This is a genomic window from Enterococcus sp. AZ103 (assembly GCF_051714685.1).
In the GTDB taxonomy this organism is placed as follows: Bacteria; Bacillota; Bacilli; order Lactobacillales; family Enterococcaceae; genus Enterococcus_A; species Enterococcus_A alishanensis.
Genome location: NZ_JBIOSI010000001.1, coordinates 492414 through 514810 on the forward strand (window position 1 = coordinate 492414; position 22397 = coordinate 514810).

General features: G+C 37.4%; 20 protein-coding genes, 12 tRNA genes, 1 riboswitch and 1 other annotated feature. Of the genes, 6 read left to right on the plus strand and 26 right to left on the minus strand.

Annotated elements, in window-relative coordinates; translation table 11 throughout:
- Positions 1 to 22: 22 nt before the first annotated feature.
- The 8 genes from ID741_RS02455 to ID741_RS02490 form a co-directional block, all read right to left on the minus strand.
- Positions 23 to 799: a triose-phosphate isomerase family protein gene (locus ID741_RS02455; RefSeq protein ID WP_438718948.1), complete on the minus strand. Its 777-nt coding sequence runs from the start codon at positions 797 to 799 to the stop codon at positions 23 to 25.
- Between the two features lie 15 nt (positions 800 to 814).
- Complete coding sequence (dhaL, locus tag ID741_RS02460; protein WP_438718949.1) at positions 815 to 1930, minus strand: dihydroxyacetone kinase subunit DhaL; 1116 nt, start codon at positions 1928 to 1930, stop codon at positions 815 to 817.
- Complete coding sequence (locus tag ID741_RS02465; RefSeq protein WP_438718950.1) at positions 1927 to 2937, minus strand: dihydroxyacetone kinase subunit DhaK; 1011 nt, start codon at positions 2935 to 2937, stop codon at positions 1927 to 1929. Before ID741_RS02465 ends, dhaL begins: the two co-directional genes overlap by 4 nt.
- An 86-nt stretch (positions 2938 to 3023) precedes the next feature.
- A complete protein-coding gene (locus ID741_RS02470) occupies positions 3024 to 3572 on the minus strand; it encodes a D-lyxose/D-mannose family sugar isomerase (RefSeq protein WP_438718951.1) in 549 nt (182 codons plus the stop codon).
- A gap of 20 nt (positions 3573 to 3592) precedes the next feature.
- Positions 3593 to 4705: a PTS fructose transporter subunit IIC gene (locus ID741_RS02475; protein ID WP_218327565.1), complete on the minus strand. Its 1113-nt coding sequence runs from the start codon at positions 4703 to 4705 to the stop codon at positions 3593 to 3595.
- A 3-nt stretch (positions 4706 to 4708) separates the two neighbouring features.
- Entirely contained in the window at positions 4709 to 5026 is a 318-nt protein-coding gene (locus ID741_RS02480; RefSeq protein ID WP_218327566.1) for a PTS fructose transporter subunit IIB, read from the minus strand.
- A gap of 19 nt (positions 5027 to 5045) precedes the next feature.
- Positions 5046 to 5504 carry a PTS sugar transporter subunit IIA gene (locus tag ID741_RS02485; RefSeq protein ID WP_218327567.1) on the minus strand — a complete coding sequence of 153 codons (459 nt, stop codon included), beginning with the start codon at positions 5502 to 5504 and terminating at the stop codon, positions 5046 to 5048.
- A gap of 75 nt (positions 5505 to 5579) precedes the next feature.
- Positions 5580 to 6449 carry a ketose-bisphosphate aldolase gene (locus ID741_RS02490; protein ID WP_438718952.1) on the minus strand — a complete coding sequence of 290 codons (870 nt, stop codon included), beginning with the start codon at positions 6447 to 6449 and terminating at the stop codon, positions 5580 to 5582.
- A 181-nt stretch (positions 6450 to 6630) separates the two neighbouring features.
- Between ID741_RS02490 and ID741_RS02495 the strand changes: the two genes are divergently transcribed.
- Positions 6631 to 7410, plus strand: a complete 780-nt coding sequence (locus tag ID741_RS02495) for a DeoR/GlpR family DNA-binding transcription regulator (RefSeq protein ID WP_438718953.1) — start codon at positions 6631 to 6633, stop codon at positions 7408 to 7410.
- A 107-nt stretch (positions 7411 to 7517) separates the two neighbouring features.
- Here the strand turns inward: ID741_RS02495 and ID741_RS02500 are convergent, their stop codons facing one another.
- Together ID741_RS02500 and ID741_RS02505 are read right to left on the minus strand one after the other, a co-directional pair.
- The gene (locus ID741_RS02500; RefSeq protein WP_438718954.1) at positions 7518 to 8138 is read right to left on the minus strand and encodes a LysM peptidoglycan-binding domain-containing protein; all 621 of its coding nucleotides are present in this window, start codon (positions 8136 to 8138) and stop codon (positions 7518 to 7520) included.
- A 506-nt stretch (positions 8139 to 8644) separates the two neighbouring features.
- A complete protein-coding gene (locus ID741_RS02505; protein ID WP_438718955.1) occupies positions 8645 to 10222 on the minus strand; it encodes a hypothetical protein in 1578 nt (525 codons plus the stop codon).
- A gap of 114 nt (positions 10223 to 10336) precedes the next feature.
- Between ID741_RS02505 and ID741_RS02510 the strand changes: the two genes are divergently transcribed.
- Positions 10337 to 11845 (plus strand): UDP-N-acetylmuramoyl-L-alanyl-D-glutamate--L-lysine ligase, encoded by a 1509-nt coding sequence (locus ID741_RS02510; RefSeq protein WP_438718956.1) that lies wholly within the window; start codon positions 10337 to 10339, stop codon positions 11843 to 11845.
- Between the two features lie 53 nt (positions 11846 to 11898).
- Positions 11899 to 12600: a B3/B4 domain-containing protein gene (locus ID741_RS02515; protein ID WP_438718957.1), complete on the plus strand. Its 702-nt coding sequence runs from the start codon at positions 11899 to 11901 to the stop codon at positions 12598 to 12600.
- A gap of 50 nt (positions 12601 to 12650) precedes the next feature.
- Here the strand turns inward: ID741_RS02515 and leuS are convergent, their stop codons facing one another.
- A complete protein-coding gene (gene leuS / locus ID741_RS02520) occupies positions 12651 to 15065 on the minus strand; it encodes a leucine--tRNA ligase (protein ID WP_438718958.1) in 2415 nt (804 codons plus the stop codon).
- 43 nt (positions 15066 to 15108) lie between these two features.
- Positions 15109 to 15292: a binding site (T-box leader), on the minus strand.
- Between the two features lie 142 nt (positions 15293 to 15434).
- Here leuS and ID741_RS02525 point away from each other — a divergent pair.
- Genes ID741_RS02525 through ID741_RS02535 form a run of 3 tightly spaced genes read left to right on the plus strand, consistent with a single transcriptional unit; the run spans position 15435 to position 17600 of the window.
- Complete coding sequence (locus tag ID741_RS02525; protein WP_218327575.1) at positions 15435 to 16091, plus strand: phosphatase PAP2 family protein; 657 nt, start codon at positions 15435 to 15437, stop codon at positions 16089 to 16091.
- A gap of 1 nt (position 16092) precedes the next feature.
- Positions 16093 to 17049 (plus strand): TIGR01212 family radical SAM protein, encoded by a 957-nt coding sequence (locus ID741_RS02530; protein ID WP_218327576.1) that lies wholly within the window; start codon positions 16093 to 16095, stop codon positions 17047 to 17049.
- On the plus strand, positions 17043 to 17600 hold the full coding sequence (locus tag ID741_RS02535) for a class I SAM-dependent methyltransferase (protein WP_438718959.1): 558 nt from the start codon (positions 17043 to 17045) through the stop codon (positions 17598 to 17600). The genes ID741_RS02530 and ID741_RS02535 overlap by 7 nt, the downstream gene beginning before the upstream one ends.
- A gap of 10 nt (positions 17601 to 17610) precedes the next feature.
- On the opposite strand, the gene ID741_RS02540 is transcribed toward ID741_RS02535, so the two are convergent.
- The 15 genes from ID741_RS02540 to ID741_RS02610 form a co-directional block, all read right to left on the minus strand.
- Positions 17611 to 18408: an alpha/beta hydrolase gene (locus tag ID741_RS02540; protein ID WP_438718960.1), complete on the minus strand. Its 798-nt coding sequence runs from the start codon at positions 18406 to 18408 to the stop codon at positions 17611 to 17613.
- Positions 18409 to 18426: 18 nt separating this feature from the next.
- The gene (locus ID741_RS02545; RefSeq protein WP_438718962.1) at positions 18427 to 19899 is read right to left on the minus strand and encodes an MDR family MFS transporter; all 1473 of its coding nucleotides are present in this window, start codon (positions 19897 to 19899) and stop codon (positions 18427 to 18429) included.
- Positions 19900 to 19974: 75 nt separating this feature from the next.
- Entirely contained in the window at positions 19975 to 21162 is a 1188-nt protein-coding gene (gene metK / locus ID741_RS02550) for a methionine adenosyltransferase (protein ID WP_218327580.1), read from the minus strand.
- A riboswitch (SMK box riboswitch) is annotated at positions 21160 to 21243 on the minus strand. Its footprint overlaps the gene before it by 3 nt.
- Positions 21244 to 21323: 80 nt before the next feature.
- Positions 21324 to 21395, minus strand: a tRNA-Glu gene (locus tag ID741_RS02555).
- A 12-nt stretch (positions 21396 to 21407) separates the two neighbouring features.
- Positions 21408 to 21495, minus strand: a tRNA-Ser gene (locus tag ID741_RS02560).
- 26 nt (positions 21496 to 21521) lie between these two features.
- Positions 21522 to 21595: transfer RNA gene (locus tag ID741_RS02565), tRNA-Ile, on the minus strand.
- Positions 21596 to 21613: 18 nt separating this feature from the next.
- Positions 21614 to 21684, minus strand: a tRNA-Gly gene (locus tag ID741_RS02570).
- Position 21685: 1 nt separating this feature from the next.
- Positions 21686 to 21761: transfer RNA gene (locus ID741_RS02575), tRNA-Asp, on the minus strand.
- A gap of 20 nt (positions 21762 to 21781) precedes the next feature.
- Positions 21782 to 21855 (minus strand) — tRNA-Met (locus ID741_RS02580).
- Between the two features lie 13 nt (positions 21856 to 21868).
- A tRNA-Ser gene (locus tag ID741_RS02585) sits at positions 21869 to 21958 on the minus strand.
- Positions 21959 to 21978: 20 nt separating this feature from the next.
- Positions 21979 to 22050: transfer RNA gene (locus ID741_RS02590), tRNA-Glu, on the minus strand.
- Positions 22051 to 22063: 13 nt separating this feature from the next.
- Positions 22064 to 22137, minus strand: a tRNA-Ile gene (locus tag ID741_RS02595).
- An 18-nt stretch (positions 22138 to 22155) separates the two neighbouring features.
- Positions 22156 to 22226 (minus strand) — tRNA-Gly (locus tag ID741_RS02600).
- A gap of 10 nt (positions 22227 to 22236) precedes the next feature.
- Positions 22237 to 22309, minus strand: a tRNA-Phe gene (locus tag ID741_RS02605).
- An 8-nt stretch (positions 22310 to 22317) separates the two neighbouring features.
- A tRNA-Asp gene (locus ID741_RS02610) sits at positions 22318 to 22390 on the minus strand.
- Positions 22391 to 22397: the final 7 nt, after the last annotated feature.

Below are 22397 nucleotides of genomic sequence, written 5' to 3' on the forward strand. Positions count from 1 at the left end.
TTCTCCGTTTCTGGAAATTAGCTTATTCCTTCACTTCATTTTTAATTTTCAAAACTAAGTCAACAATTTCTTTAAAATTTTGTGGATCATGACCAAAACGCCCAACAAAAACACCATCAACATTTTCATCTTTTACGATCGCTTCAGTATTCTCTTTACTTACCGAGCCACCATAAATAATTCTAACTGCTTGAGCAACTTCATCACTGAACAAATCAATCATTTCTTCACGAATAATTCGATGGGCTTGGTGCACATAATCTGCTGAAGCAGCCTCTTTTTGACCAATCGCCCAAATTGGCTCATAAGCTAGAATAACTTTTTTTAACTGTTCCTCAGGAATGTCTGACAAATCGGCCCTTAATTGTCTATTTAGTTGTTCTCGTAATCGTTTTTTTTGTGTTTCGTCTTCACCAATACATACTACTGGTGTAACTTGATTAGCTAAAGCCAATTTAATTTTTTTAGCAATACACTTATCTGTTTCGCCTAGCTCTTGGCGTCTTTCAGCATGACCGACTTCAACAAAATCGGCTTGCCAATCAATTAAAGACTCGATTGATAATTCTCCTGTCAATGCACCATTAGCAATCGGTGCAATATTTTGTGCACCAAAATGGATTTCTGTATTAACTAGATAATTACTAGCTACAGCTAATGTTCCCATGCTTGGAAAAACAAATAAATCTGCCTCAATAGTTCCAACACACGATTTTTTTAACTCGCCCAGATATGTCTCCATGTCCGTTTTTTTATTTTTGTATATTTTAAAACTAATGCCAATCGCAGGTTTCCGCATAAATTTACCTCACATTTATTTTTTTGCTTCATATTGACTGATTTGATTAATCTTTGGTTCTGATCGTGTTCCTGGTTCAAAGGTGTGAGATAGGTACTCTGCTAACAATAATTTAGCTGAGTCAATTCCTTGAACAAATGCTCCAAAAGTTGCTATTTGCGCATTATTACTTAATTGTGCCCGTTCAGCTGAATATATATCAGTAATTTGAGCAGCACGAATACCTGCGACTTTATTAGCAGCAATCGCCATACCAATACCTGTTCCACAGCATAGTACACCACGGTCAATTTCTTTATTTTTAATCGCATGAGAAACATCAAAAGCTACAGCTGGATAATCCACTGAACTATCTACCGGTACACCGAAATCAACTACTTCATAGCCTAATTCCTCAGCATATTTTTTTAAATCATCTTTAAATTCAACGGCGTTATTATCTGCGCCAAAACCAATTTTCATTTGTCTTCCCTCCATATTTTTTTCTATATCAGTATTTTCAACACTTTTTAAATAATCATACATAGCTGTAAAAATAATATTAACTGAAGTAGCGCCAGCATCTTGATAACCAACCGTTCGATCACCTAAAAATTTTGATCGACCAAATTTCGCAGGATATTTTTTTGTTTTTTCGACACCGACAGTTGCACTTTCACTGGCTTTTTCCAAAGCAATCATGAAATCAGCTGTTTTGTAATTATTTAGCGTTTCTGTTGCAGGGATTAGTGCATCTAACATGGTTTTATCTCCAAGCTCAGCTTTCCCTCTTTTTTGAATGTCCTTAATTGCTTGCGCCATACCGTCATGTAAATCTTCTACTGAAATTGTTTTTTTATCTTTTGTCGTTTTAGCCAGTCCAAGAAATAAAGAGCCAAAAATTACTCCAGAAGCACCTCCCATCGATCCCATCATTGCCATACCAGCTTTTTTAAATATGTCACCAACAGTTGCTTGCTGTTCTTCATGTAAAGTTACTAAAATGGCCTGTGCACCGTTCCTCATTCCAATCCCATGATCACCATCGCCAATCTTTTGATCAATTTCACCTAGCTGTTCTTCATTTTGAATCAAAGCACTAGCAATTTGTGAAAGCATTTCATAAACTTGTTGTATGTTTAACTGCTTCATTGTTTTACCTCTCTTTTAAAGAAACAAGGACTATCGGCTGCCACTTGGTATAACTCAGCCAATTCCTGATTTAAACTTTGAATTGTAATAGAAAAACCAGCCATTTCTTGTGTAGTACAAATATTTCCAATTACTGTATCCACTGTTTTCAAGCCCTTTTGGCTTAACAGTTGTTGAATTTCATTATTGATAATATATAACTCCATCATCGTCGTAGATCCCAGGCCGTTGACACAGACAATAACTTCTTTTTCTGGATAAGTTGCGAGTTCTCCTTCTAAAGCTACAAACATTTTTTCTACTAATTCTCGTGCTGGTAATAGTTTCATTCGTTCCAGTCCCGGTTCCCCATGTATTCCTAAACCAAATTCGATTTCATCTTCAGCTAATTCAAAATTTGCTTTTCCATTCATTGGATTTGTTCCTGGAGCAATCCCTACACCAATTGAAAAAGTTCGTTTATTTGCTAACTGACCAAGCTGATGGCAGCGTTCTAATGAAAAACCTTGGCTAGCAGCGGCGGCAACTTCTTTAATAACAAATAAGTCTCCAGCGATTCCTCGACGTTCTGTTCGTTTCTCATAAGTAGCTGAAGCCACATCATCAATAATAGGTAAATTACATACTTCTATTTCTTCAAGTTCAGCAAGTTCTGCTGCTACTTCGAAATTTAAGACATCCCCTGCATAATTACCAAACAAACAAATAACTCCAGCTCCTTGATCAGCCTCTTTAATTGCCTCAAGAACTGTATCAGGAGTGGGAGCTGTGAAAATATTTCCAACAGCTACAGAATCAGCAAAATTTTCACCAATCAATCCAAAAAAAAGTGGTTCATGGCCACTACCGCCACCCACAACCACACCTACTTTACCTGGTGTTTTATTTTTTTTATAAAGTACTCTTGGGTTATCATCTGATTGGATGATTTGGCCTTTTTCAGCGGCTAAAAAACCAGCCAACATATCTTCAATCAATGTTTCCGTTGTATTTATAATTTTTTTCACAAAGCAAACTCCTTTACTCACTGAATTCAATTAAAGCGCCTTATAAAATGTCCTATCTGTCCATTTTAAAAGCGCTCTAAGTTTATTTATCGATCTCTGACATTACGTTTAACAGAAGGATTCGTAAAAAGATCATATTCATCGTAACTAGGCGATGAAAACTCACTAATTACAGCTCCCTCATTTCCAGCCTGAAACCAATGCTTAATTTTAGGATCAATCGTATATTGTTCCCCAGGTAATAAACGAATTTCTTTTCTAGCTGTATAATATTCTTTACTTGATTCAGGGATAGTTACGCTAATTTTACTAGTATCTATGGTTTCTTCCGCTTCAACATATAAGTAAACTTCTCCCCAACGACAACGAAAAGTTTCTTGCTTTCCTTCTAGTCCATTTTCTAAGTTAGGATGCAAATGTTCTGGGCAAGTTTGATTAGGTAAGAGGACCATTTCTTTTGCACAATAACGTTTATTATTAACATAAAGAATCAGATTTAAGGCTTCTTTTTCGATATTATTTAAACCAAAATCAGCATAGTCAATTGATGCTAATTCCTCGTCAGTTAAAACAATTTGAGACTTTTGATAAAGATCTTTTACTCTTTTTTTATAATCTTCAGTTACTTCACTCATTAACTATTCCTCCAATTATATTAGCTAATTTTTAATTCACTAAAATCAATATCTTTTTCATCTTCTTCAGTCAGCTCTTTGACATCTTCATAAGCAACTGGTCTTTTAAGAACAAATAGAATAATTGCATCAACTAAAGAACCAATTAGCAATGCTGCTAACCACGAAAGGGGATGTGTCATTGTTACCATCGCAAATAAACCACCATGAGGAACGGGAGAACCTGCATTCCAGATCATGCTCAACGCACCACCCACTCCTGCACCAATTCCTGTTGAAACAATACAACGCCATAAATCATTGAAAATAATCGGGTAACACCCTTCAGTAATCATGCAGACCCCCATTGGGAAAGCTGTCTTCAGTGTTTCAACCTCTGTTTTTGTATAGATATTTTTACCCACGATTTTTTGAAAGAAGTAAGCCATGGTCATGCCAAATGGTGTGACCATCGAAGCTAACATTAAAACCGCCATTGGTTCATTGATACCATTGGATTGTAAAGACAATAAGAAGGCAAATACGACTTTATTAATTGGTCCACCATAATCCACAGCTGACAATACGCCCACGATTAAACCAAACATTAATTTTTGATTAGTGTCTAATCCCAGTAAAAAATTATTTAACGCTTCAGTCAATGCAGCAATTGGAAAACCTAGAATATAATACATCACAAAACCAATCACAATTGAGGAAATAAAAGGAATAATCAACATCGGTTTTAATCCGTCTGCCCACATAGGAACTTTCAATCGATCTTTTAAAAATTTAGTAAAATAACCCGCAATATAACCACCGATAAAACCACCAATAAAACCTGCATTCATATTAATTGATATCATACCCACTAAAAACCCTGGTGCAATTCCGGGTTTGTCTGCAATCGAAAATGAAATTCCAGTTGCAATTACGACTGGTAACATGCCTAAAACTAATCCACCCATTGTGTACATTACGTCAAAAAAATTGTAAGGGTTATCAATACTTTCAATTGTTACGCCTCCCAAAAGACTACCAATTGCTAGCATGAAACCTGCACTAACAACTACTGGAATCAGATATGAGATTGCCGTTAGTGCATGTTGCTTAACGTTTGTAAAGAGTTTCCCACTCTGCTTGACTTCTGCCATTTTTTAAACTCCTCCTTTAACCACTTCTTCGACTTTTTGAATAAATTTGTTAGGAGATTTAATCACTAATTCAGTTGGTACTTCAATTATTTTCATCCCTTCAAAACGATCCTTTCCACTCACCTTTACATCAGCAGCAATGACCGCAACATCCGCTTCTTTTAGTACTGCTTCTGGAATAGCATCTTCTGTCCCAATAGTCCCTTGTGTTTCAATATGAATTTCATGTCCCGCCTTTTCAGCTGCGTTTACTAACTTTTCTCTAGCAATATAAGTATGGGCAATTCCCGCAGTACACGCTGCTATACCTACTATTTTCACAATATATTCCTCCTATATCTTATAAAAATGCTTGTTTTACTTCTTCAACCGTCGTCGTACTCATCAATTGTTCAACTACGTTATCATTACCTAACTTTCCTGCCAATGCTGCTAACATTCTTAGATGTTCACTTTCACCACCATCTCCAGCCTTTACACAGAACAAACAAACAATTCTTACAGGTTTATCATCTAAACTTTCCCAAGGAATTTCATTTTTGAACATTCCAATGGCTATACCATTTTTGATAACGCTTTCACTTTGTCCATGAGGAATAGCTATTCCATTTCCTATACCTGTTTTACCAAGTGATTCTCTGTAATAAATATCTTTCTCAAATGAGGGAATACTCGAAATATAATTTTGATCTGACAATAACTGTGCCATCTGTGTTATCGCCTCTGCTTTTGTACTACCAGTAAGATTCACAGCTATAATTTTCTCATCTAAAATATTGTTTAAATCTACTTGTTGCACGTTTGAACCCTCCTTTTTTAAGATTCTTCTACGTCAAGTGGTAAACAGCGCTTGACGTAGAAAGAACAAGCTTAATTAGTAATATAAATCTAACTTATTGTCTGACTTGAATAAATTAATCTTGTGTAAAGCAGTTTCTTTAGCAGCTAAATTACAGTCGGGGAACACCACATTAGGTTCACGAATTTCTGCATTTCCACTATCCAAAACTTCTCTTAATTTATCGGCAAAAGAAATTTTAATATCAGAAGAAATGTTAATTTTAGCGATACCTAAATCAACAGCTTGGCTTATTTCTTTATCTGGATTGCTTGATCCTCCATGAAGAACCAACGGAATATCAACAATTTTAGCAATTTCTGCCAAAATATCTAAGCGTAACTTAGGTTCTACATTTTTTGGGTAGATTCCGTGAGCAGTACCAATCGCAATTGCTAAAGAATCAATCTCAGTCCGTTCAACAAATTCTTTGGCTTTTGTCGGATCGGTGTAAATAATTTCACTTACGCCACCCTCAACCGTGTTTCCCGTATCACCGATTGTTCCTAATTCTGCCTCTACTGAAACCCCAACTGCATGAGCAGCTTCAACGACTTTTTGAGTCATTGCAATATTTTCTTCAAAAGGTAAATGAGAACCATCAATCATAACGGAGGTAAAACCTAATTGAATAGCATGAATGACTTGTTCAAAAGATGCACCATGATCTAAATGAATTGCTACTGGTACTTTACTGTGATTTGCTTCGTAGATTACCTGACTAACAAAGCTGTCTCTGAGAAACTCTAATTCTAACGGATGAATTGCCATCATAAAAGGAGATTTTGCTTCTTCACAAGCTTCCATCACCGCCGTTAGCAATTGACCACTTCCTGCATTAAAAGCTGGAACTGCAAAATGATTTTCTTTTGCAACATCTAACATTTGTTTTCCCGTAATTAACATGACAGTACCTCTTTCTTTTTTTTGTTTTTTCATTCTTTAATTTTCTTTTTATTTCTTTTTACACCCATAATATACAACTGAACACAAAAAATGTCAATGATTAATTTCTATTTTTTTCTTTTGTTTTTCTTTTGTTTTCTTTTGAAATGATTTATAATAACGATGAAGGAGTTGATAACTCATGTTAGCTACCGAACGTGAATCGCTAATCAGAGAAAAAATCATAACGAATGGAATAGTTTATGTGTCGGACTTAGTAAAGGAAATGAACGTAACTAGTCCAACAATTAGAAATGATTTAGACAAGTTAGTAAAAAAATATGATGACTTAGATCGTATTCATGGGGGAGTCATTTACAAATCGAAAGAAGAAAATTCTTTATCAGAAGTTATTACAGGTTATAGTGAACGATCTTTTGAAAACATTTCACTAAAAAAAACCATCGCAAAACGGGCTTTACTATTGATCGAGAACGGAGACACCTTATTAATGGATTCTAGTTCCACATGTTTTGAATTGGCCTCACTGTTGGCTGAATCAAATAAAAAAGTTACTATCATAACAAATGGCTTGTCTACCGGCACAGTTTTAAAACAAAATCCCAAATTAACTGTCTTAGTCATTGGTGGTTTGCTGCACCCTAGCTCGAATACTATTTATGATGAATTCAATAGCCCCATTTATACCATGTTTAATATTGATAAGTATTTTTTTTCTGCATCAGGTCTTTCTATCAAAAGTGGTTTTTCTGAATTTAATATTATGGAGGTTAAAAATAAGAAAGCAAATGTTGATAAGTCTCGCATTTCAATTGCATTAGTAGATAGTACAAAATTTGATAAAGACTCAACCTCAACCTTTTGCACGCTGGCTGAAGTTGATTATTTAGTCACCGATGATCAACTCGAGAACAATCTTGCGAATGAGTACCGCAAAGAAATCAATTTGCTAATTGGTTAACTGTTACTAATTTGATATTTAACATGGACTGACAATAGCCTCTGGTTTTATATAATAAAAAAAAGCTCTCGACATTTTTGTCGAGAGCTATATTTATTATCTTTATCTTAATACCAGCCGTTTGCTTGCCAGAAAGCTTGTGCGCCTGTCCATGAACCGTAACGAGAAGTTACATATTGGTCAGCTACTGCTTCTTGGTTTGCTGCAGAATAGTCACCATTTAAGTATGAGTTAGTTAATTGGTAACGTCCAATGTATTGACCGTTAGTTGCAGTATATGAACCGCCTGATTCTTTTTGTGCAATCCATTCTTTTGCTGCTGCATCCGAACCAGATACAGTGGCAGCTGGTGCTGCTGTTTCAGCAACTGCTGGAGCTGCTTCTTCTACTGCTGGAGCTGGTGTTGCTTCTGGAGTTGCTTCTTCTACTACTGGCGCTGGAGTTGCTTCAGTCGCTGCTGCAGTATCAGTTGCTGGTGTTGCTTCAGTATTGCCTGAGTTAATAGTTAAAGTTTGACCAGCATAAATCATGTTTACATCAGTAATGCTGTTTGCTTCTGCAATAGTGTTAACTAAGCTGTTATCACCAGCAATTTTTTGAGAAATTTTTGATAATGTATCGCCTGATTGTACTGTATAGTTTTCAGCGGCTTGTGCTTCTGTTGAAACTGCTAAACCAGCACCTGCTGCCAATACTGAACCAAATAAAAGTGTTTTTCCTAAATTCATGAATATATATCCTCCGTTGTTTGAGTAAATTCTGTCTTATCGACTACGTTAGTAACTTTAACAGCTTTTTGTATTTCGTGGGTAAAAATACAATGACATTTGGTTACAGTCTGATGTAACAATGTAACAAAAAACTATTTCAATCTTCTTTCTGTCACAATTGATTTTTGCGGATTTTTCCTAAAATGCTTGTAAAATAAAGGAGAAAGCGGATTTTTCAGGATTTTCATTTTCTGCTTAGATTACGAGAATGTATCGGTGCAATATTTCTGTAAAAAAACGAGAGAAAAATTTATAAAACGCGACTTATAGTTTTTTTCATACTGAAAATAATTATTGAAGAATTTTAGCTTTTTGATGATATTTATAAAAAAAGACCTACTTATAACCTTTACTTTACCTAAAGAAAACTAAATTTAGGCTAATACCCACTGTTTAAATATTACAAATTAATCAAATTTACTTATTTGCACCCAAAAAAAAGCGGCTGTAATATTCGCCGCTACTTACTTAATATGGAATTTTTTACGCCACTGTCGTACTTCTGGTCCAAACAGTTGATCCAGCAAGCGAATTTTCAAAGATATAAAAAAATAACTGAAGGCGGCCACCGCAATAACTACAACAATATTTATTACTGCTTGCCAGGGTTCATTAAAGTTTAAGCGTTTCAACAAAAAATGAGCACAGCCTGTCGCCAAACCAAAACTAAACAACGTCAAAACAAGAATCAATAGGATTCGTCGCCCTAGCATCTTGTAATTAGCCGGATTTGATTGAATTAAATAAGCGCTCATTAAAAGTACACTAACTAAACAACCTACTAATGAAGCAGACAATGGTCCGAAAACTTCTAGTAAATTAATGGCTGGTAATTGAAGAATTAATTTTACAATTAAACCAATTAGCCAAAAAACAATCACTTGTACTTCGCCACCGGTTGCCTGTAGAGCACCACTAACTAATACAAAAAAGCTAAATACTAACTGAACAATCACAGCTAAAATAAATACTTGACTGGCTAAAGTCTCTTTTTGATAAAACAATTGGTACAATGGCCCACCTAATAGCAGTGCGAGCAAACTAGGCAGCAATAAAAAATAAAATCCCAGCTGAAAATTCACGCTAATTGCTTCACCACGAGGTCGCCAATTGGTTAAAAGGGATAAATTAGCCACCACTATTAATTGTGCCAATGCGGGTAAGAAATTGAGCAAATGCAGTGGCTGACTAGTAAACAAACCTTGCAAATGTAGTAGTTGTTCTTGACTATAATTAGTAAAGCTTCTCATTTGATTCATAAAAGTCACTTGATCAACTAACCGATAACTTAATAGTGCTACCAGTGTCACGGCATAAGGAATGACTTTTTTAAAATCAAAGGATAAAACTTCCTTTTTTTCCAGATGTACTTTAGGTTCCAATATTTCCACCTGATGACGTTCTCTTAATAGTAGAAAAATAAAAATAAAGCAGGCGGCTAATAAGCCAGCAAATTGTGCAAAAGCCGCTTGGACTAAAGCAGCGTGATTATTTTCTTGCCAAATCAACTTAATGGTAAAGCCGCTAATTAATAAATAGATCGTGGTAATCACTGCTTGTGTCGTAAAGGAAAAATAAAAAGCTGGTTCCTTCGTTTGAAAATAGCTGCGTAAAACTTGTAAGCTAGGATAAATCAAGACACTAAAAGCCATCACTCTTAAGACGGAAATCGTATTTGCTAACCCGCCAGAAATATGAACCAAGACGGGCGCCAATAACCATAAAGCAGCTGCTAATAGGACACCCGATAAAATAGCAATTTGTAAATACCAATATAGAATTTTACGTCGATTCAAATAAGCATAACGAGATAAATTACGATAAACCATTCCAATTACCGGAATACTTGCTAAAAACATGAAAAACAGTCCCCAGTTTAAAACCACTTGCCACAAACTGAAACTAACTTGGTTTCGCTCACCTAGCCAGTAATACCAAAAAAACAACCCGATTAAGTAAAATAAATTGGAAAAGACAGTTTGGGTACTTGTTAAGGTGAAATTTTGAATAATCTTGATTTTTGATGAATCATTGTTTAACATCTTTCCCCTTCTTTCTTTTCATTGTTTTTATTTTAGCTTAAGCTGGTCAATTTTACACGGGTCTTTTTGGGATATGCTATAATGTCTGAGAATAAAAATGATGGAGGTTTCAAAATGGGACTAACTTTAACAGAAGTCCAAAACCTATTGGCAAAAGAAAATTTATTACGTGAATTTATTACCCCTGATACTTGGACACTTGAAGCGCCGATGCAACATATTTTCCGCCATCTTTCTTACAATTCTAAAGATGTCGATGTGGAAACTTTATTTTTTTGCAAAGGCAATCATTTTAAAAAAAGCTATCTAGAAGATGCTTTAACCCATGGTTTGCAAATTTATATTGCAGAAAAAGATTACGAAGTCGCTGCCCCTTTAGCTATTATCGTAACAGATATTCGTAAAGCTTTGGCTGTTTTAAGCATGGCATTTTATGACTATCCCCAAGAAAAATTAACTTTGATTGGCATTACTGGTACAAAAGGAAAGACCACCGTCGCTTATTTTACGAAAGAAATCTTAGCTGAAAGTACCGGGCAGAAGACTGCTTTACTTTCTACGATGAATACTACTTTAGATGGTGAAACGTATTTCAAATCAGCTTTAACCACACCAGAATCACTTGATTTATATCGGATGATGGATGAAGCCGTAAAAAATGGCATGACCCATCTGATTATGGAAGTCTCTTCTCAAGCCTACAAAGTCGATCGAGTTTATGGATTAACCTTTGATTTGGGCGTCTTTTTAAATATTTCACCTGATCATATTGGTCCGATTGAGCATCCTACTTTTGAAGATTACTTCTATTGTAAACGACAATTGGTAAATCATTCAAAACAAGTCATTGTTTATCGTGAGATGGATCATTTTAATTTGATTGCTGAAATGGCGAAACAAAATAATATTCCTTTGATTACCTATGGTGGTCAAGATGCCGACTATCAAGTAACACCGACAGATTCTTTACATTTTAAATTAACTAGTTCTGCTGATCAATTAAAACTTGATGGTACTTATGAAATCAAACATGCTGGTGATTTCAATAAAAACAACGGTGCTGCGGCTGCCATTACAGCAAGCTTAGTCGGTGCCAACCAAACAGCAATTCAATCTGGTTTGAAAAAAGCATTGGTTCCTGGGCGAATGAATTTACTACTTAAACCAAATGGCGCCCATATTTATATTGATTATGCTCATAATTATTTAAGCATGCAAGCAATCTTAGCTTTTGCTAAAAAAGACCATGGCGGTAAAGTAATTGTGGTTACCGGTTCTGCTGGTGGGAAAGCCGAATCTCGCCGGGAAGATATCGGAAAAGCCATCGGTGAACTAGCCGATGTGGTTTATTTAACGACTGACGACCCCGATCATGAAGATCCTAAGGCGATTGCTAATCAGATTCTTCGAGGGATTAATCAAACGTTATATCGCCGTGATTTAACTATTAATTATGAATTTGATCGTAGTCAAGCAATTGTTCAAGCAGTTAAAGCTGCTGAAGTTGACGATGCCGTCATTATTGCTGGTAAAGGAACTGAAATCTTTTTGACTATTGCTGGTAACAAGCAGCCTTATGAAGGCGACTACCAGATCGTTGAAAGAATTCTAAGAGAACAATAAAAACATCGTGATTTTTTTAACTGTTGCTTTTATATCAAGGAGGAGGACACATTATGTATTTTTCCGTTGATCCAAAAGTTTTTCAACAATTACCCAACGCTGTTTTCGCTGTGGTCATTGCTCGGGGCATAGACAATGCAAAGCCGCAAGCAGATATTCAACAGCTACTCGCAAAAAATATTCAGCTTGGCGAAGCGTATTTTGCTGATAAAAATCTAAAAGAATCACCTGAGATTGTTCCTTATCGTGAGGCTTTCCGAACATTAGGCATCAATCCTAATAAATTCAAATGCTCAATCGAAGCCTTGTTAACGCGAATCGCCAAACAAAAAGGACTACCTGTTATCAACCCTGCCGTTGATTTAGGTAATGCCGTTTCTATCAAACATTTTTTACCTATTGGTGCCCATGATTTAGCGACTATCAATGAAGGCTTAGAAGTGCGTTTTTCTCAGCCAGAAGATACTTTTATTCCTTTTGGCGGAACTGAATTTGAAGTGCCTGATGAAGAGGAATTATTATATGTCGCAGATCATCAGATCAGAACCCGTCGATGGACTTGGCGGCAAAGTGAAGTAGGAAAAATTACGGAACAAACAACCGATATTTTGTACCCGATTGATGCTTTTGCAGGAATCAATGATGAAAAAGCACTGGCATCTGCGAATGATTTAGTCACTTATCTGCAACAATACTTTGATTGTGAAGCACAATTTGGTTTTGTCGATCAAAAAAAACCTCGTTTTGACTTTTAAAAAAACCGTTCAAAGGTAAGCCCTTAAGCTACTTTTGAACGGTTTTTTGATTAATTTGCGACAATATTTACTAATTTATTCGGTACTACAATCACTTTGCGGATCGTTTTACCATAAATATTACGTTGAATTGCTTCATCGGCCATCGCAATTTTTTCCAATTCTTCTTTGTTGGTATCTAAAGCTACTTGGATTTTACTGCGTAGTTTGCCATTAACTTGTAAAATGACTTCCACTTCATCTTCGACTAGCGCACTTTCATCATAAGTAGGGAATGGCACATAAGAAATGCCACCTTCATGACCTAATATTTCCCATAATTCTTCTGCGATATGTGGTGCAATCGGTGCTAATAATTGTACAAAGCCTTCCACATATTCATAAGTCAATGCTTCCGCTTTATAAGCATCATTTACAAAGACCATCAATTGTGAGATTGCTGTATTAAAATGCAATTGCTCATAATCTTCTGTGACTTTTTTAACTGTTTGATTATAGACTTTGGTTAAGCTACCATCATTAAAGTTCGTAATATGATCCCGCATTTTGCCTTCTTCATCGACTAATAAACGCCATACACGGTCTAAGAATTTACGACTGCCTTCTAAACCATTTTCACTCCAAGCGATCGAAGCATCCAAAGGTCCCATAAACATTTCATACATTCTTAAAGTATCGGCACCATATTTGTCGACCACATCATCAGGATTGACTACGTTACCCCGAGATTTAGACATTTTTTCATTATTTTCTCCAAGGATCATTCCTTGGTTGTATAATTTTTCAAATGGTTCTTTTGTTTGAACCACACCGATATCATATAAGAATTTATGCCAGAATCGCGCATACAATAAATGTAAGACTGCATGCTCCGCTCCACCAATGTACAAATCAACTGGCATCCAGCGTTTTAGTTTTTCTGGATCAGCGATCATTTCTTTATTATGAGGATCAATAAATCTTAGGTAGTACCAAGAACTACCGGCCCATTGTGGCATCGTATTGGTTTCACGACGACCTTTTTTTCCAGTTTCAGGATCAACCACATTCACCCAGTCAGAAATGTTGGCCAAAGGTGATTCACCAGTGCCACTTGGTTGGATATTTTCAGCAATAGGTAATTCCAATGGCAATTCTTCTTCCGGAACTACTGTAGTCGTGCCATCTTCCCAATGAATAATTGGAATTGGCTCACCCCAATAACGTTGACGAGAAAATAGCCAATCTCTTAAGCGATAGCTAATTTCTTTTTTACCGACACCTTTTTCTTCTAGCCAAGGAACAATTTTATCAATCGCATCTTGCTTGTTTAAACCATCTAAAAAGTCAGAATTAATATGCTCACCGTCACCAGTATAAGCTTCTTTTTCAACATCGCCGCCAGCTAAAACGGGAACGATTGGCAAATCAAAGGTTTTAGCAAATTCATAATCTCGTTCATCATGGGCTGGTACCGCCATAATCGCACCAGTTCCATAAGAAGCTAAAACATAATCCCCAATCCAAATTGGCATTTCTTTTCCATTAACAGGATTGATTGCGTACGCACCAGTGAAGACACCAGTTTTTTCTTTAGCTAAATCCGTCCGGTTCAAATCAGATTTTTTAGCTGCTTCGGCAATATAAGCATCTACAGCTGCTTTTTGGCCAGGACTAGTAATACGTTGTACCAAATCTAATTCAGGTGCTAGAACAGCATAAGTTGCCCCAAATAAAGTATCTGGACGAGTCGTAAATACGGTAAATTCTTCTTTCGTGTCTTTAATATTAAAAGCTACATTGGCTCCTACAGAACGGCCAATCCAGTTCCGTTGCATTTCTTTAATGCTTTCTGGCCAATCTACCAAATCTAAATCATCTAATAAACGGTCAGCATAAGCTGTAATTTTTAACATCCATTGACGCATTGGTTTACGGACAACATCATAGTTCCCTCGTTCACTCTTACCATCAATGACTTCTTCATTTGAAATAACTGTTCCTAATTCTGGTACCCAGTTAACTGCGACTTCTGCTTCATAAGCCAAGTCATGTTCATACATTTTTTCAAAAATCCATTGGGTCCATTTGTAATAATCAGGATCAGTCGTGTTAATTTCACGATTCCAGTCATAACTAAAACCTAGTGAATTAATTTGGCGTTTAAACGTTTCAATATTTTTCTTAGTAAATTCTGCGGGATCATTGCCAGTATCTAAGGCATATTGTTCTGCCGGTAAACCAAAAGCATCCCAGCCCATCGGATGTAAAACATTAAAGCCTTGTGCTCTTTTTAAGCGAGAAACAACATCCGTTGCCGTATATCCTTCTGGATGTCCGACGTGTAAACCTTGTCCTGATGGATAGGGAAACATATCTAAGGCATAAAATTTTGGACTGCCAACTTCATCTTTTGTGTTAAAAGTATTATGTTTAGCCCAATACTTTTGCCACTTGCGTTCAATAGTTTTGTGATTGTAACTCATCATGTTCCTCCTTATAATAAAAAAAGCCCCATAGAAGCAACTTCTATAGGACGTTATTAACGTGGTACCACCTATTTTTATCTGCCAATGCAGACCTTAAATGACGATAACGGGTCTCCCCGGAAAAATCAGCTCTAAGGTAAGTTCGAATTTCAAACCTGTGCACTCACAGCCCCGTACACTCTCTGAAAAGTTGGCCTTCTACTACTCCTTGTCAACACTTATATGAAATTAATTTAATCTTAGCAGATTCAAATAGTAAATTCAATTTAATTCCATCGATAAAACCTAAGAAAAATCCATTTTTCTGCTATAATAGTCTCGTTTAGTAAGAAAACATCATGAAACGATGTATTTTAAGGAGTTCCTATGAAAAATAAAATGTACTATCAATTAGCCGGCAGTTTTACTTTACTGTTTTTTGTGGCTTTGTGTTATATCCTACGTTTTTATCCAGATACCTTGACAGGTTTTGATCGTGGCATTATTTCAGTTGTCCACAGTTTATCCCCAGGTGCCGACAGCTTTTTTATCTGGCTAACTAAATTTGGCAATCCAGTATCAGTAGTGATTTTAACTATAGTCTTTCTTGGACTATTTTGGTTCAATCGACAAAAGTTAACAGCCTTATGGTTTGGAATAAATATTGTTGGAATCTGCGGCATCTTAAATCCTGTTATCAAACAATTTTTCAAACGTCCACGTCCAACTATTTTACCCCATCTGGTTGAAGAACACAGCTATAGTTTCCCCAGCGGACATGCGGTAACCAGTATGATTTTATTTGGCACCTTGATTTTTGTCATGCCACTATTTTTCAAAAATACTTCTTTACGATTAGTAGCGCAAATTGTTTTAGGACTGTTAATTTTGGGAATTGGTGTCAGTCGAATTTACGTTGGCGTGCATTATCCTAGCGATGTGCTTGGCGGCTTTTTACTAGGGATTAGCTGGCTATTATTTAGCTTTCCTTATTATCGTGAAAAAAAACTGATTTATGATATGAAACAGATTGGAAGAAAATAAAATGTTTGAATATAGTGATGATCCAAATAAACGATACCATTCTTGGAATTATGCGTTACGGCAAGAATTCGGTGGAAAGATTTTTAAAGTGCCGATTGACGGAGGCTTTGATTGCCCAAATCGAGATGGCACTGTTGCCCATGGCGGTTGTACATTTTGTAGCGTTTCTGGTTCTGGTGACATGATGGTCGCCCCGACTGATCCGCTACCAGCACAATTTAGTAAAGAAATCGACATGATGCATTTAAAATGGCCTAAAGTCGATCAATATATTGTTTATTTCCAAAATTTCACCAATACTCATGCACCAGTAGAAGTTATCCGTGAACGCTTTGAACAGGTAGTGAATCTGCCGGGTGTTGTTGGTTTATCTGTCGGTACTCGTCCCGATTGTTTGCCGCCTGAAGTCGTTGAATATTTAGCTGAATTAAATCAAAGACTTTATCTATGGGTGGAATTAGGATTACAAACAACTTATGAGGAATCTAGCAACTTAATCAATCGTGCCCATGATTATCCCACGTACATTGATGCTGTCGAACGTCTACGTAAGCATAATATTAATGTCTGTACCCACTTAATTAACGGATTGCCAGGCGAAAATTTAGAAATGATGCGGGAAAATGTCCGCCGGACAATTTTAGACTCAGACATTCAAGGCATCAAATTGCATTTATTGCATTTAATGAAAAAAACGCGGATGTTGCGAGATTATTCAGAAGGTCGTCTCCAACTGATGAGTAAAAGAGATTACGTTTCGGTCATCTGTGACCAATTAGAAATGATTCCGCCAGAAATTATTATTCATCGTTTGACTGGAGATGCCCCTTGGGATGCATTAGTCGGTCCCATGTGGAGTCTGAAAAAATGGGAAGTTCTTAATGCGATTGATGATGAAATGACACGTCGCGATTCTTTTCAAGGAAAATTTGCCGTTCGAGGTGCTTTCTCATGTTAAAAACAGCTTTGCATTTCAGCCACCAGTTATTAACCGACATTGTGGAAAAAGGTGATACGGTGATTGATGCTACTATGGGTAATGGCAATGATACTCTTTTTCTCGCCAAACTTGTGGATAAAACTGGCAAAGTTTATGCTTTCGATGTACAAAAACAAGCTGTCGAAAATACTGCCGACAGGTTAGGCACAGCTTATCCCCAAGCCAGCTTATTTTTAGCCGGACACGAAGAAATCAATCAAAAGTTATCCCCTGTGGAAAAAATCAAAGCAGCGATTTTCAATTTAGGCTATCTACCAAAAAGTGATAAATCCATTATTACTCAAGAAGACACAACTATTCCTGCGATGAAAGTCGTTTTAAATCGCCTTTTACCCACAGGTCGAATGATTCTAGTGATTTATTACGGCCACCCCGGTGGAGAACAAGAAAAAAATGCTGTACTAAATTTTTGTAGCCAACTGCCACAAGAAGATTTCAGTGTCTTGACTTATCAATTCATCAACCAAAAAAACAATCCACCGATTTTAGTTTGTGTGGAAAAAAAATAAGCCTCGAGAATTAATTTTCTCCAGGCTTTTCTTCTAGCATCCAAACCAATACTCGCTGAATCCATTGATCCCAAAAGACCCAATCATGTTGACCAGGACCATCTTCAAAAGTCACTGGCATCTCCGCCTGCCTCATTTTATGAGCCATATATTGACTAGCTGGATGCAAACCATCTTCGGTACCACAAGCTAAGAAAAAGCGTGGACTCATTTTCCCACTGGCAATAAAATCCTTCAACATTTGACTAGGATTATTTTTCGAAGTCATAAACTGATCAAATGGCCCTAAAACACCTTCCCAATAAGCAGCATCTCGAACTGCTAAAAAGTTCTCGATATCATTAAAATAGACTGCTCCTGATAAAGAAGCCACAGCAGCAAAATTATCTGGTTTCAATAGACCTAATTTAACTGCGCCATAACCACCCATTGAAAGTCCAGCTGCAAAAGTCTTTTCTCGTTTATAGGTAATCTGTGGAAAAAATTCATGAACGATTTTCGGTAATTCCTCTGAGATATACTGCCAATATTTCATATCGTAAGTGGTATCCGTGTAAAAACCTAAATCCGTTGAGGGCATCACCACAGCAATTTCATGATGACTAGCATAACGCTCAATCGAACTTTTTCTTAGCCAAATACTGTGATTTTGACCCATCCCGTGTAATAAATAAAGCACTGGAATATCCTCTGTCACACCGCGGGTTGCTGTACCAGCCGTTTTTTTAGTGGCTTGTGGTAACAACACATTAAAAGAGACTTCCATTTCTAAAACATTTGAATAGGCACCAATTTCTAATAAAGCCATCTAACAACCTCCAATTTATTATAGTTTATCACTTTTCAGTGATTTGCCCATCAATAAAGTCAAAGCTAAAGCCATAATAATCAAGACAAACCCGCCAATATAAATAAAATGTAAACTTTCAAATAATATTCCCCTTAAAATTTCCCGTAAATCAGTGGCAATTTGCATCGCTGTATGAGGATTGATTAATTTGTTCATAATGTCTGGATCCAATTGTTCCCCAATTTGAGGCAATCGTCGAGCAATATCCCAATTCATTAAAATACCGAAGATTGAAATCATAACTGTCTGTCCAATCGTCCGTGATAAAGTATTAAAAGATGTAGCCACCCCAACATCCTTTGCTGGCACACTACTTTGCGCTTCCACCGTTGTTGTTGTCATGGACAAACCAAAGCCTAAGCCAAAGATTGATGAAACTACAAAAAATAAAAAGAAAGGTGTATTTTGCGGAAACATTACCATCATGATTGCACCAGCCAAGATAATCGTCAAACCAATCGTTAAAACTTTGCGGGGCGAGTATTTTGCTAACAATCGTCCTGATAGAAAAGAACCAATCATCCAAACTAAGGATAAAGGTGCCAATACCAAACCGCCAATCGCCGCACTTCTACCAGCAACTCCTTGCATCCACATAGGAATATAGACATCCAAACTCATAATAAAACCACTCATTAAAGCTGCTACTGCATTAACCACTAGAAAATTTCGATTTTTAAATAAAACTAAATTAATCACCGGATCGTCGGCAGTTTTTTCTACCTTACGAAAAATCAAACCAAAAGTCAGTGTCAAAATAAATAATAAACCGACTCTTAAAGACAATCCATCGTCACCTAAAAATTGAAAACCCAACAATAAACTCACTAAAGTCAACATTAAAAAAAGACTACCTAAGACATCCATTTTTTGCTTAGTTTGCTGACGCGGTTTTTCCACAAAATAATACTGCATCATAAAAATCACAACAATTCCAATCGGTACATTGATAAAGAAAATCCAATGCCAACCGATTGTATCAACAATCAAGCCGCCAGCCAAAGGTCCCACAACACTAGAAATACCCCAAGCTGCACTATTTAAGCCTAAAACCTTAGTCCGCTGTTTAAAATCATACATATCAGCAATCATAGTCAAAGAAACCGGCATAATCGCTCCAGCACCAAATCCCTGTAATCCACGTGCTAAAATCAAGGTTTCCATCGTATTAGACAGTCCCGACAAAGCAGAGCCCAATACAAATAAACTAATTCCAAAAATCATAATTGACTTACGTCCAATCTTATCTGCCAATTTCCCATAAATCGGCGTAACAGTCGCACTGGTCAACAAATAAATAGTAAACACCCAATTCATAATTTCAATTCCGTGCAAACTTCCCACAATCGTTGGCATTGCTGTCGTAACAATTGTCCCTTCAATGGCCGATAAAAAAGTTACAATAAAAATCCCAATCGTCACCATTTTTACATTTGTTTCTCGTTTCATTTTATCCTCCTAAAAATCCCACAAAAAAAGAGAGTCTCCGTTAATATCTTAACAGAAAACTCCCCTTAGATAATCTTATAAATTTAAACTTTTTTTCAATCCGTCGACTTTATCCAATTTTTCCCATGGCAAATCGATATCTGTCCGACCAAAATGTCCATAAGCCGCTGTTTGACTATAAATAGGACGTTGCAGATCAAGCATTTCAATGATGCCCGCCGGACGCAAATCAAAATTCTCCCGAATCGCTTCCGTCAGTTTTTCTTCAGAAACTTTACCCGTTTCAAAAGTATTCACTGCAATAGAAACAGGCTGTGCCACACCAATCGCATAGGCCAATTGTACTTCAACCTTATCAGCTAGACCAGCAGCAACAATATTTTTTGCAATATAACGAGCTGCATATGAAGCTGAGCGGTCTACTTTCGTAGCATCTTTTCCAGAAAAAGCACCACCGCCATGACGAGAATAACCGCCATAAGTATCAACGATAATCTTACGTCCAGTCAGGCCAGCATCCCCTTGAGGACCACCAATCACAAAACGGCCAGTTGGATTAATAAAGTATTTGGTTTTTTCATCTAACAATTCAGCTGGAATTACATAATTAATCACTTTTTCAATCACATCACGCCGAATTGTTTCATTATCAACCGCATCATTATGCTGTGTGCTAATAACAATTGCATCGACACGACTAGGTTTTCCATTTTCATCGTATTCAACAGTTACTTGAGATTTCGCATCCGGTCCATAATAAGAAACCTCACCCGATTTTCTCAAATCTGCCAATCGTTTCACTAAATGATGACTTAATGAAATAGGTAAAGGCATTAATTCAGGTGTTTCATCCACTGCAAAACCAAACATTAAACCTTGGTCTCCAGCACCGATGTCATCTAAATCTTCATCTTTATCCCGAGTCTCTAGGGCATCATCAACCCCTTGAGCAATATCCGGTGACTGTTCATCGATTGCAACTAAGACTGCAACATTGTCGCCATCAAAACCAAATTTCGAACCAGTATAACCAATTCGTTTGATCGTTTCTCTGACAACTTTTTGGATATCTACATAAGCTGTTGTAGAAATTTCTCCAAAAACTAAAACAAGCCCAGTTGTCACTGATGTCTCGCAGGCAACTCTGGCTTCCGGATCTTTTGCTAAAATAGCATCCAAAATTGCATCACTGATTTGATCAGCAACCTTATCTGGATGTCCTTCTGAAACAGATTCAGAAGTAAATAAACGACGTTCTTTCATAATAATCATTCCCCCTAATTTTTTTCGGTTACAAGGCACCTCTGAAACTTTTTCAGAGCCTATCGGGAACTTGCAACGAACCTATTGTAACAGAAAGCACTAACAAGTCAAAGCTTTTTTGATTACACAAAAAAAAGACGCTTAAACGTCTTTCGAACAAATGACCCGTACGGGACTCGAACCCGTGTTACCGCCGTGAAAGGGCGGTGTCTTAACCGCTTGACCAACGGGCCTAAATTTTAAAACGGAGAAGGAGGGATTTGAACCCTCGCGCCAGTTTCCCGACCTACACCCTTAGCAGGGGCGCCTCTTCAGCCACTTGAGTACTTCCCCAAAAATCATTAGAAATGATTTTTTAATGGGCCTAAATGGACTCGAACCATCGACCTCACGCTTATCAGGCGTGCGCTCTAACCAGCTGAGCTATAGGCCCATATAATAAAACTAGCAAAGCGGGTGACGAGAATCGAACTCGCGACAACAGCTTGGAAGGCTGTGGTTTTACCACTAAACTACACCCGCATGGCGGTCCCGACGGGATTTGAACCCGCGATCTCCTGCGTGACAGGCAGGCATGTTAACCCCTACACCACGGAACCAAAAGGCTAGTTTTATTAAATTGCGGGAGCAGGATTTGAACCTACGACCTTCGGGTTATGAGCCCGACGAGCTACCAGACTGCTCCATCCCGCGATAATATTAAAAAAGGAGGATAAGGGATTCGAACCCTTGCACGGTTTTACCCGCCTGACGGTTTTCAAGACCGTTCCCTTCAGCCGGACTTGGGTAATCCTCCAAGTATAACTATGAAACAAATGACCCGTACGGGACTCGAACCCGTGTTACCGCCGTGAAAGGGCGGTGTCTTAACCGCTTGACCAACGGGCCATAAAAATATCGATGGGCCTAAATGGACTCGAACCATCGACCTCACGCTTATCAGGCGTGCGCTCTAACCAGCTGAGCTATAGGCCCCAATCAAAAAACTAAAAAAGCGGGTGACGAGAATCGAACTCGCGACAACAGCTTGGAAGGCTGTGGTTTTACCACTAAACTACACCCGCAAAGCTATTATGGCGCGGGACAGAATCGAACTGCCGACACATGGAGCTTCAATCCATTGCTCTACCAACTGAGCTACCGAGCCGTAAAAAGCGGTCCCGACGGGATTTGAACCCGCGATCTCCTGCGTGACAGGCAGGCATGTTAACCCCTACACCACGGAACCGTATAAT

What these genes read in the sequence shown, in the direction of transcription:
- ID741_RS02455 (WP_438718948.1), bottom strand. Translation starts at nt 799, where the DNA reads ATGCGGAAACCTGCGATTGGCATTAGTTTTAAAATATACAAAAATAAA.
- dhaL (WP_438718949.1), bottom strand. Translation starts at nt 1,930, where the DNA reads ATGAAGCAGTTAAACATACAACAAGTTTATGAAATGCTTTCACAAATT.
- ID741_RS02470 (WP_438718951.1), bottom strand. Translation starts at nt 3,572, where the DNA reads ATGAGTGAAGTAACTGAAGATTATAAAAAAAGAGTAAAAGATCTTTAT.
- ID741_RS02475 (WP_218327565.1), bottom strand. Translation starts at nt 4,705, where the DNA reads ATGGCAGAAGTCAAGCAGAGTGGGAAACTCTTTACAAACGTTAAGCAA.
- ID741_RS02490 (WP_438718952.1), bottom strand. Translation starts at nt 6,449, where the DNA reads ATGTTAATTACGGGAAAACAAATGTTAGATGTTGCAAAAGAAAATCAT.
- ID741_RS02495 (WP_438718953.1), top strand. Translation starts at nt 6,631, where the DNA reads ATGTTAGCTACCGAACGTGAATCGCTAATCAGAGAAAAAATCATAACG.
- ID741_RS02500 (WP_438718954.1), bottom strand. Translation starts at nt 8,138, where the DNA reads ATGAATTTAGGAAAAACACTTTTATTTGGTTCAGTATTGGCAGCAGGT.
- ID741_RS02505 (WP_438718955.1), bottom strand. Translation starts at nt 10,222, where the DNA reads ATGTTAAACAATGATTCATCAAAAATCAAGATTATTCAAAATTTCACC.
- ID741_RS02510 (WP_438718956.1), top strand. Translation starts at nt 10,337, where the DNA reads ATGGGACTAACTTTAACAGAAGTCCAAAACCTATTGGCAAAAGAAAAT.
- ID741_RS02515 (WP_438718957.1), top strand. Translation starts at nt 11,899, where the DNA reads ATGTATTTTTCCGTTGATCCAAAAGTTTTTCAACAATTACCCAACGCT.
- leuS (WP_438718958.1), bottom strand. Translation starts at nt 15,065, where the DNA reads ATGAGTTACAATCACAAAACTATTGAACGCAAGTGGCAAAAGTATTGG.
- ID741_RS02525 (WP_218327575.1), top strand. Translation starts at nt 15,435, where the DNA reads ATGAAAAATAAAATGTACTATCAATTAGCCGGCAGTTTTACTTTACTG.
- ID741_RS02530 (WP_218327576.1), top strand. Translation starts at nt 16,093, where the DNA reads ATGTTTGAATATAGTGATGATCCAAATAAACGATACCATTCTTGGAAT.
- ID741_RS02535 (WP_438718959.1), top strand. Translation starts at nt 17,043, where the DNA reads ATGTTAAAAACAGCTTTGCATTTCAGCCACCAGTTATTAACCGACATT.
- ID741_RS02540 (WP_438718960.1), bottom strand. Translation starts at nt 18,408, where the DNA reads ATGGCTTTATTAGAAATTGGTGCCTATTCAAATGTTTTAGAAATGGAA.
- ID741_RS02545 (WP_438718962.1), bottom strand. Translation starts at nt 19,899, where the DNA reads ATGAAACGAGAAACAAATGTAAAAATGGTGACGATTGGGATTTTTATT.
- metK (WP_218327580.1), bottom strand. Translation starts at nt 21,162, where the DNA reads ATGAAAGAACGTCGTTTATTTACTTCTGAATCTGTTTCAGAAGGACAT.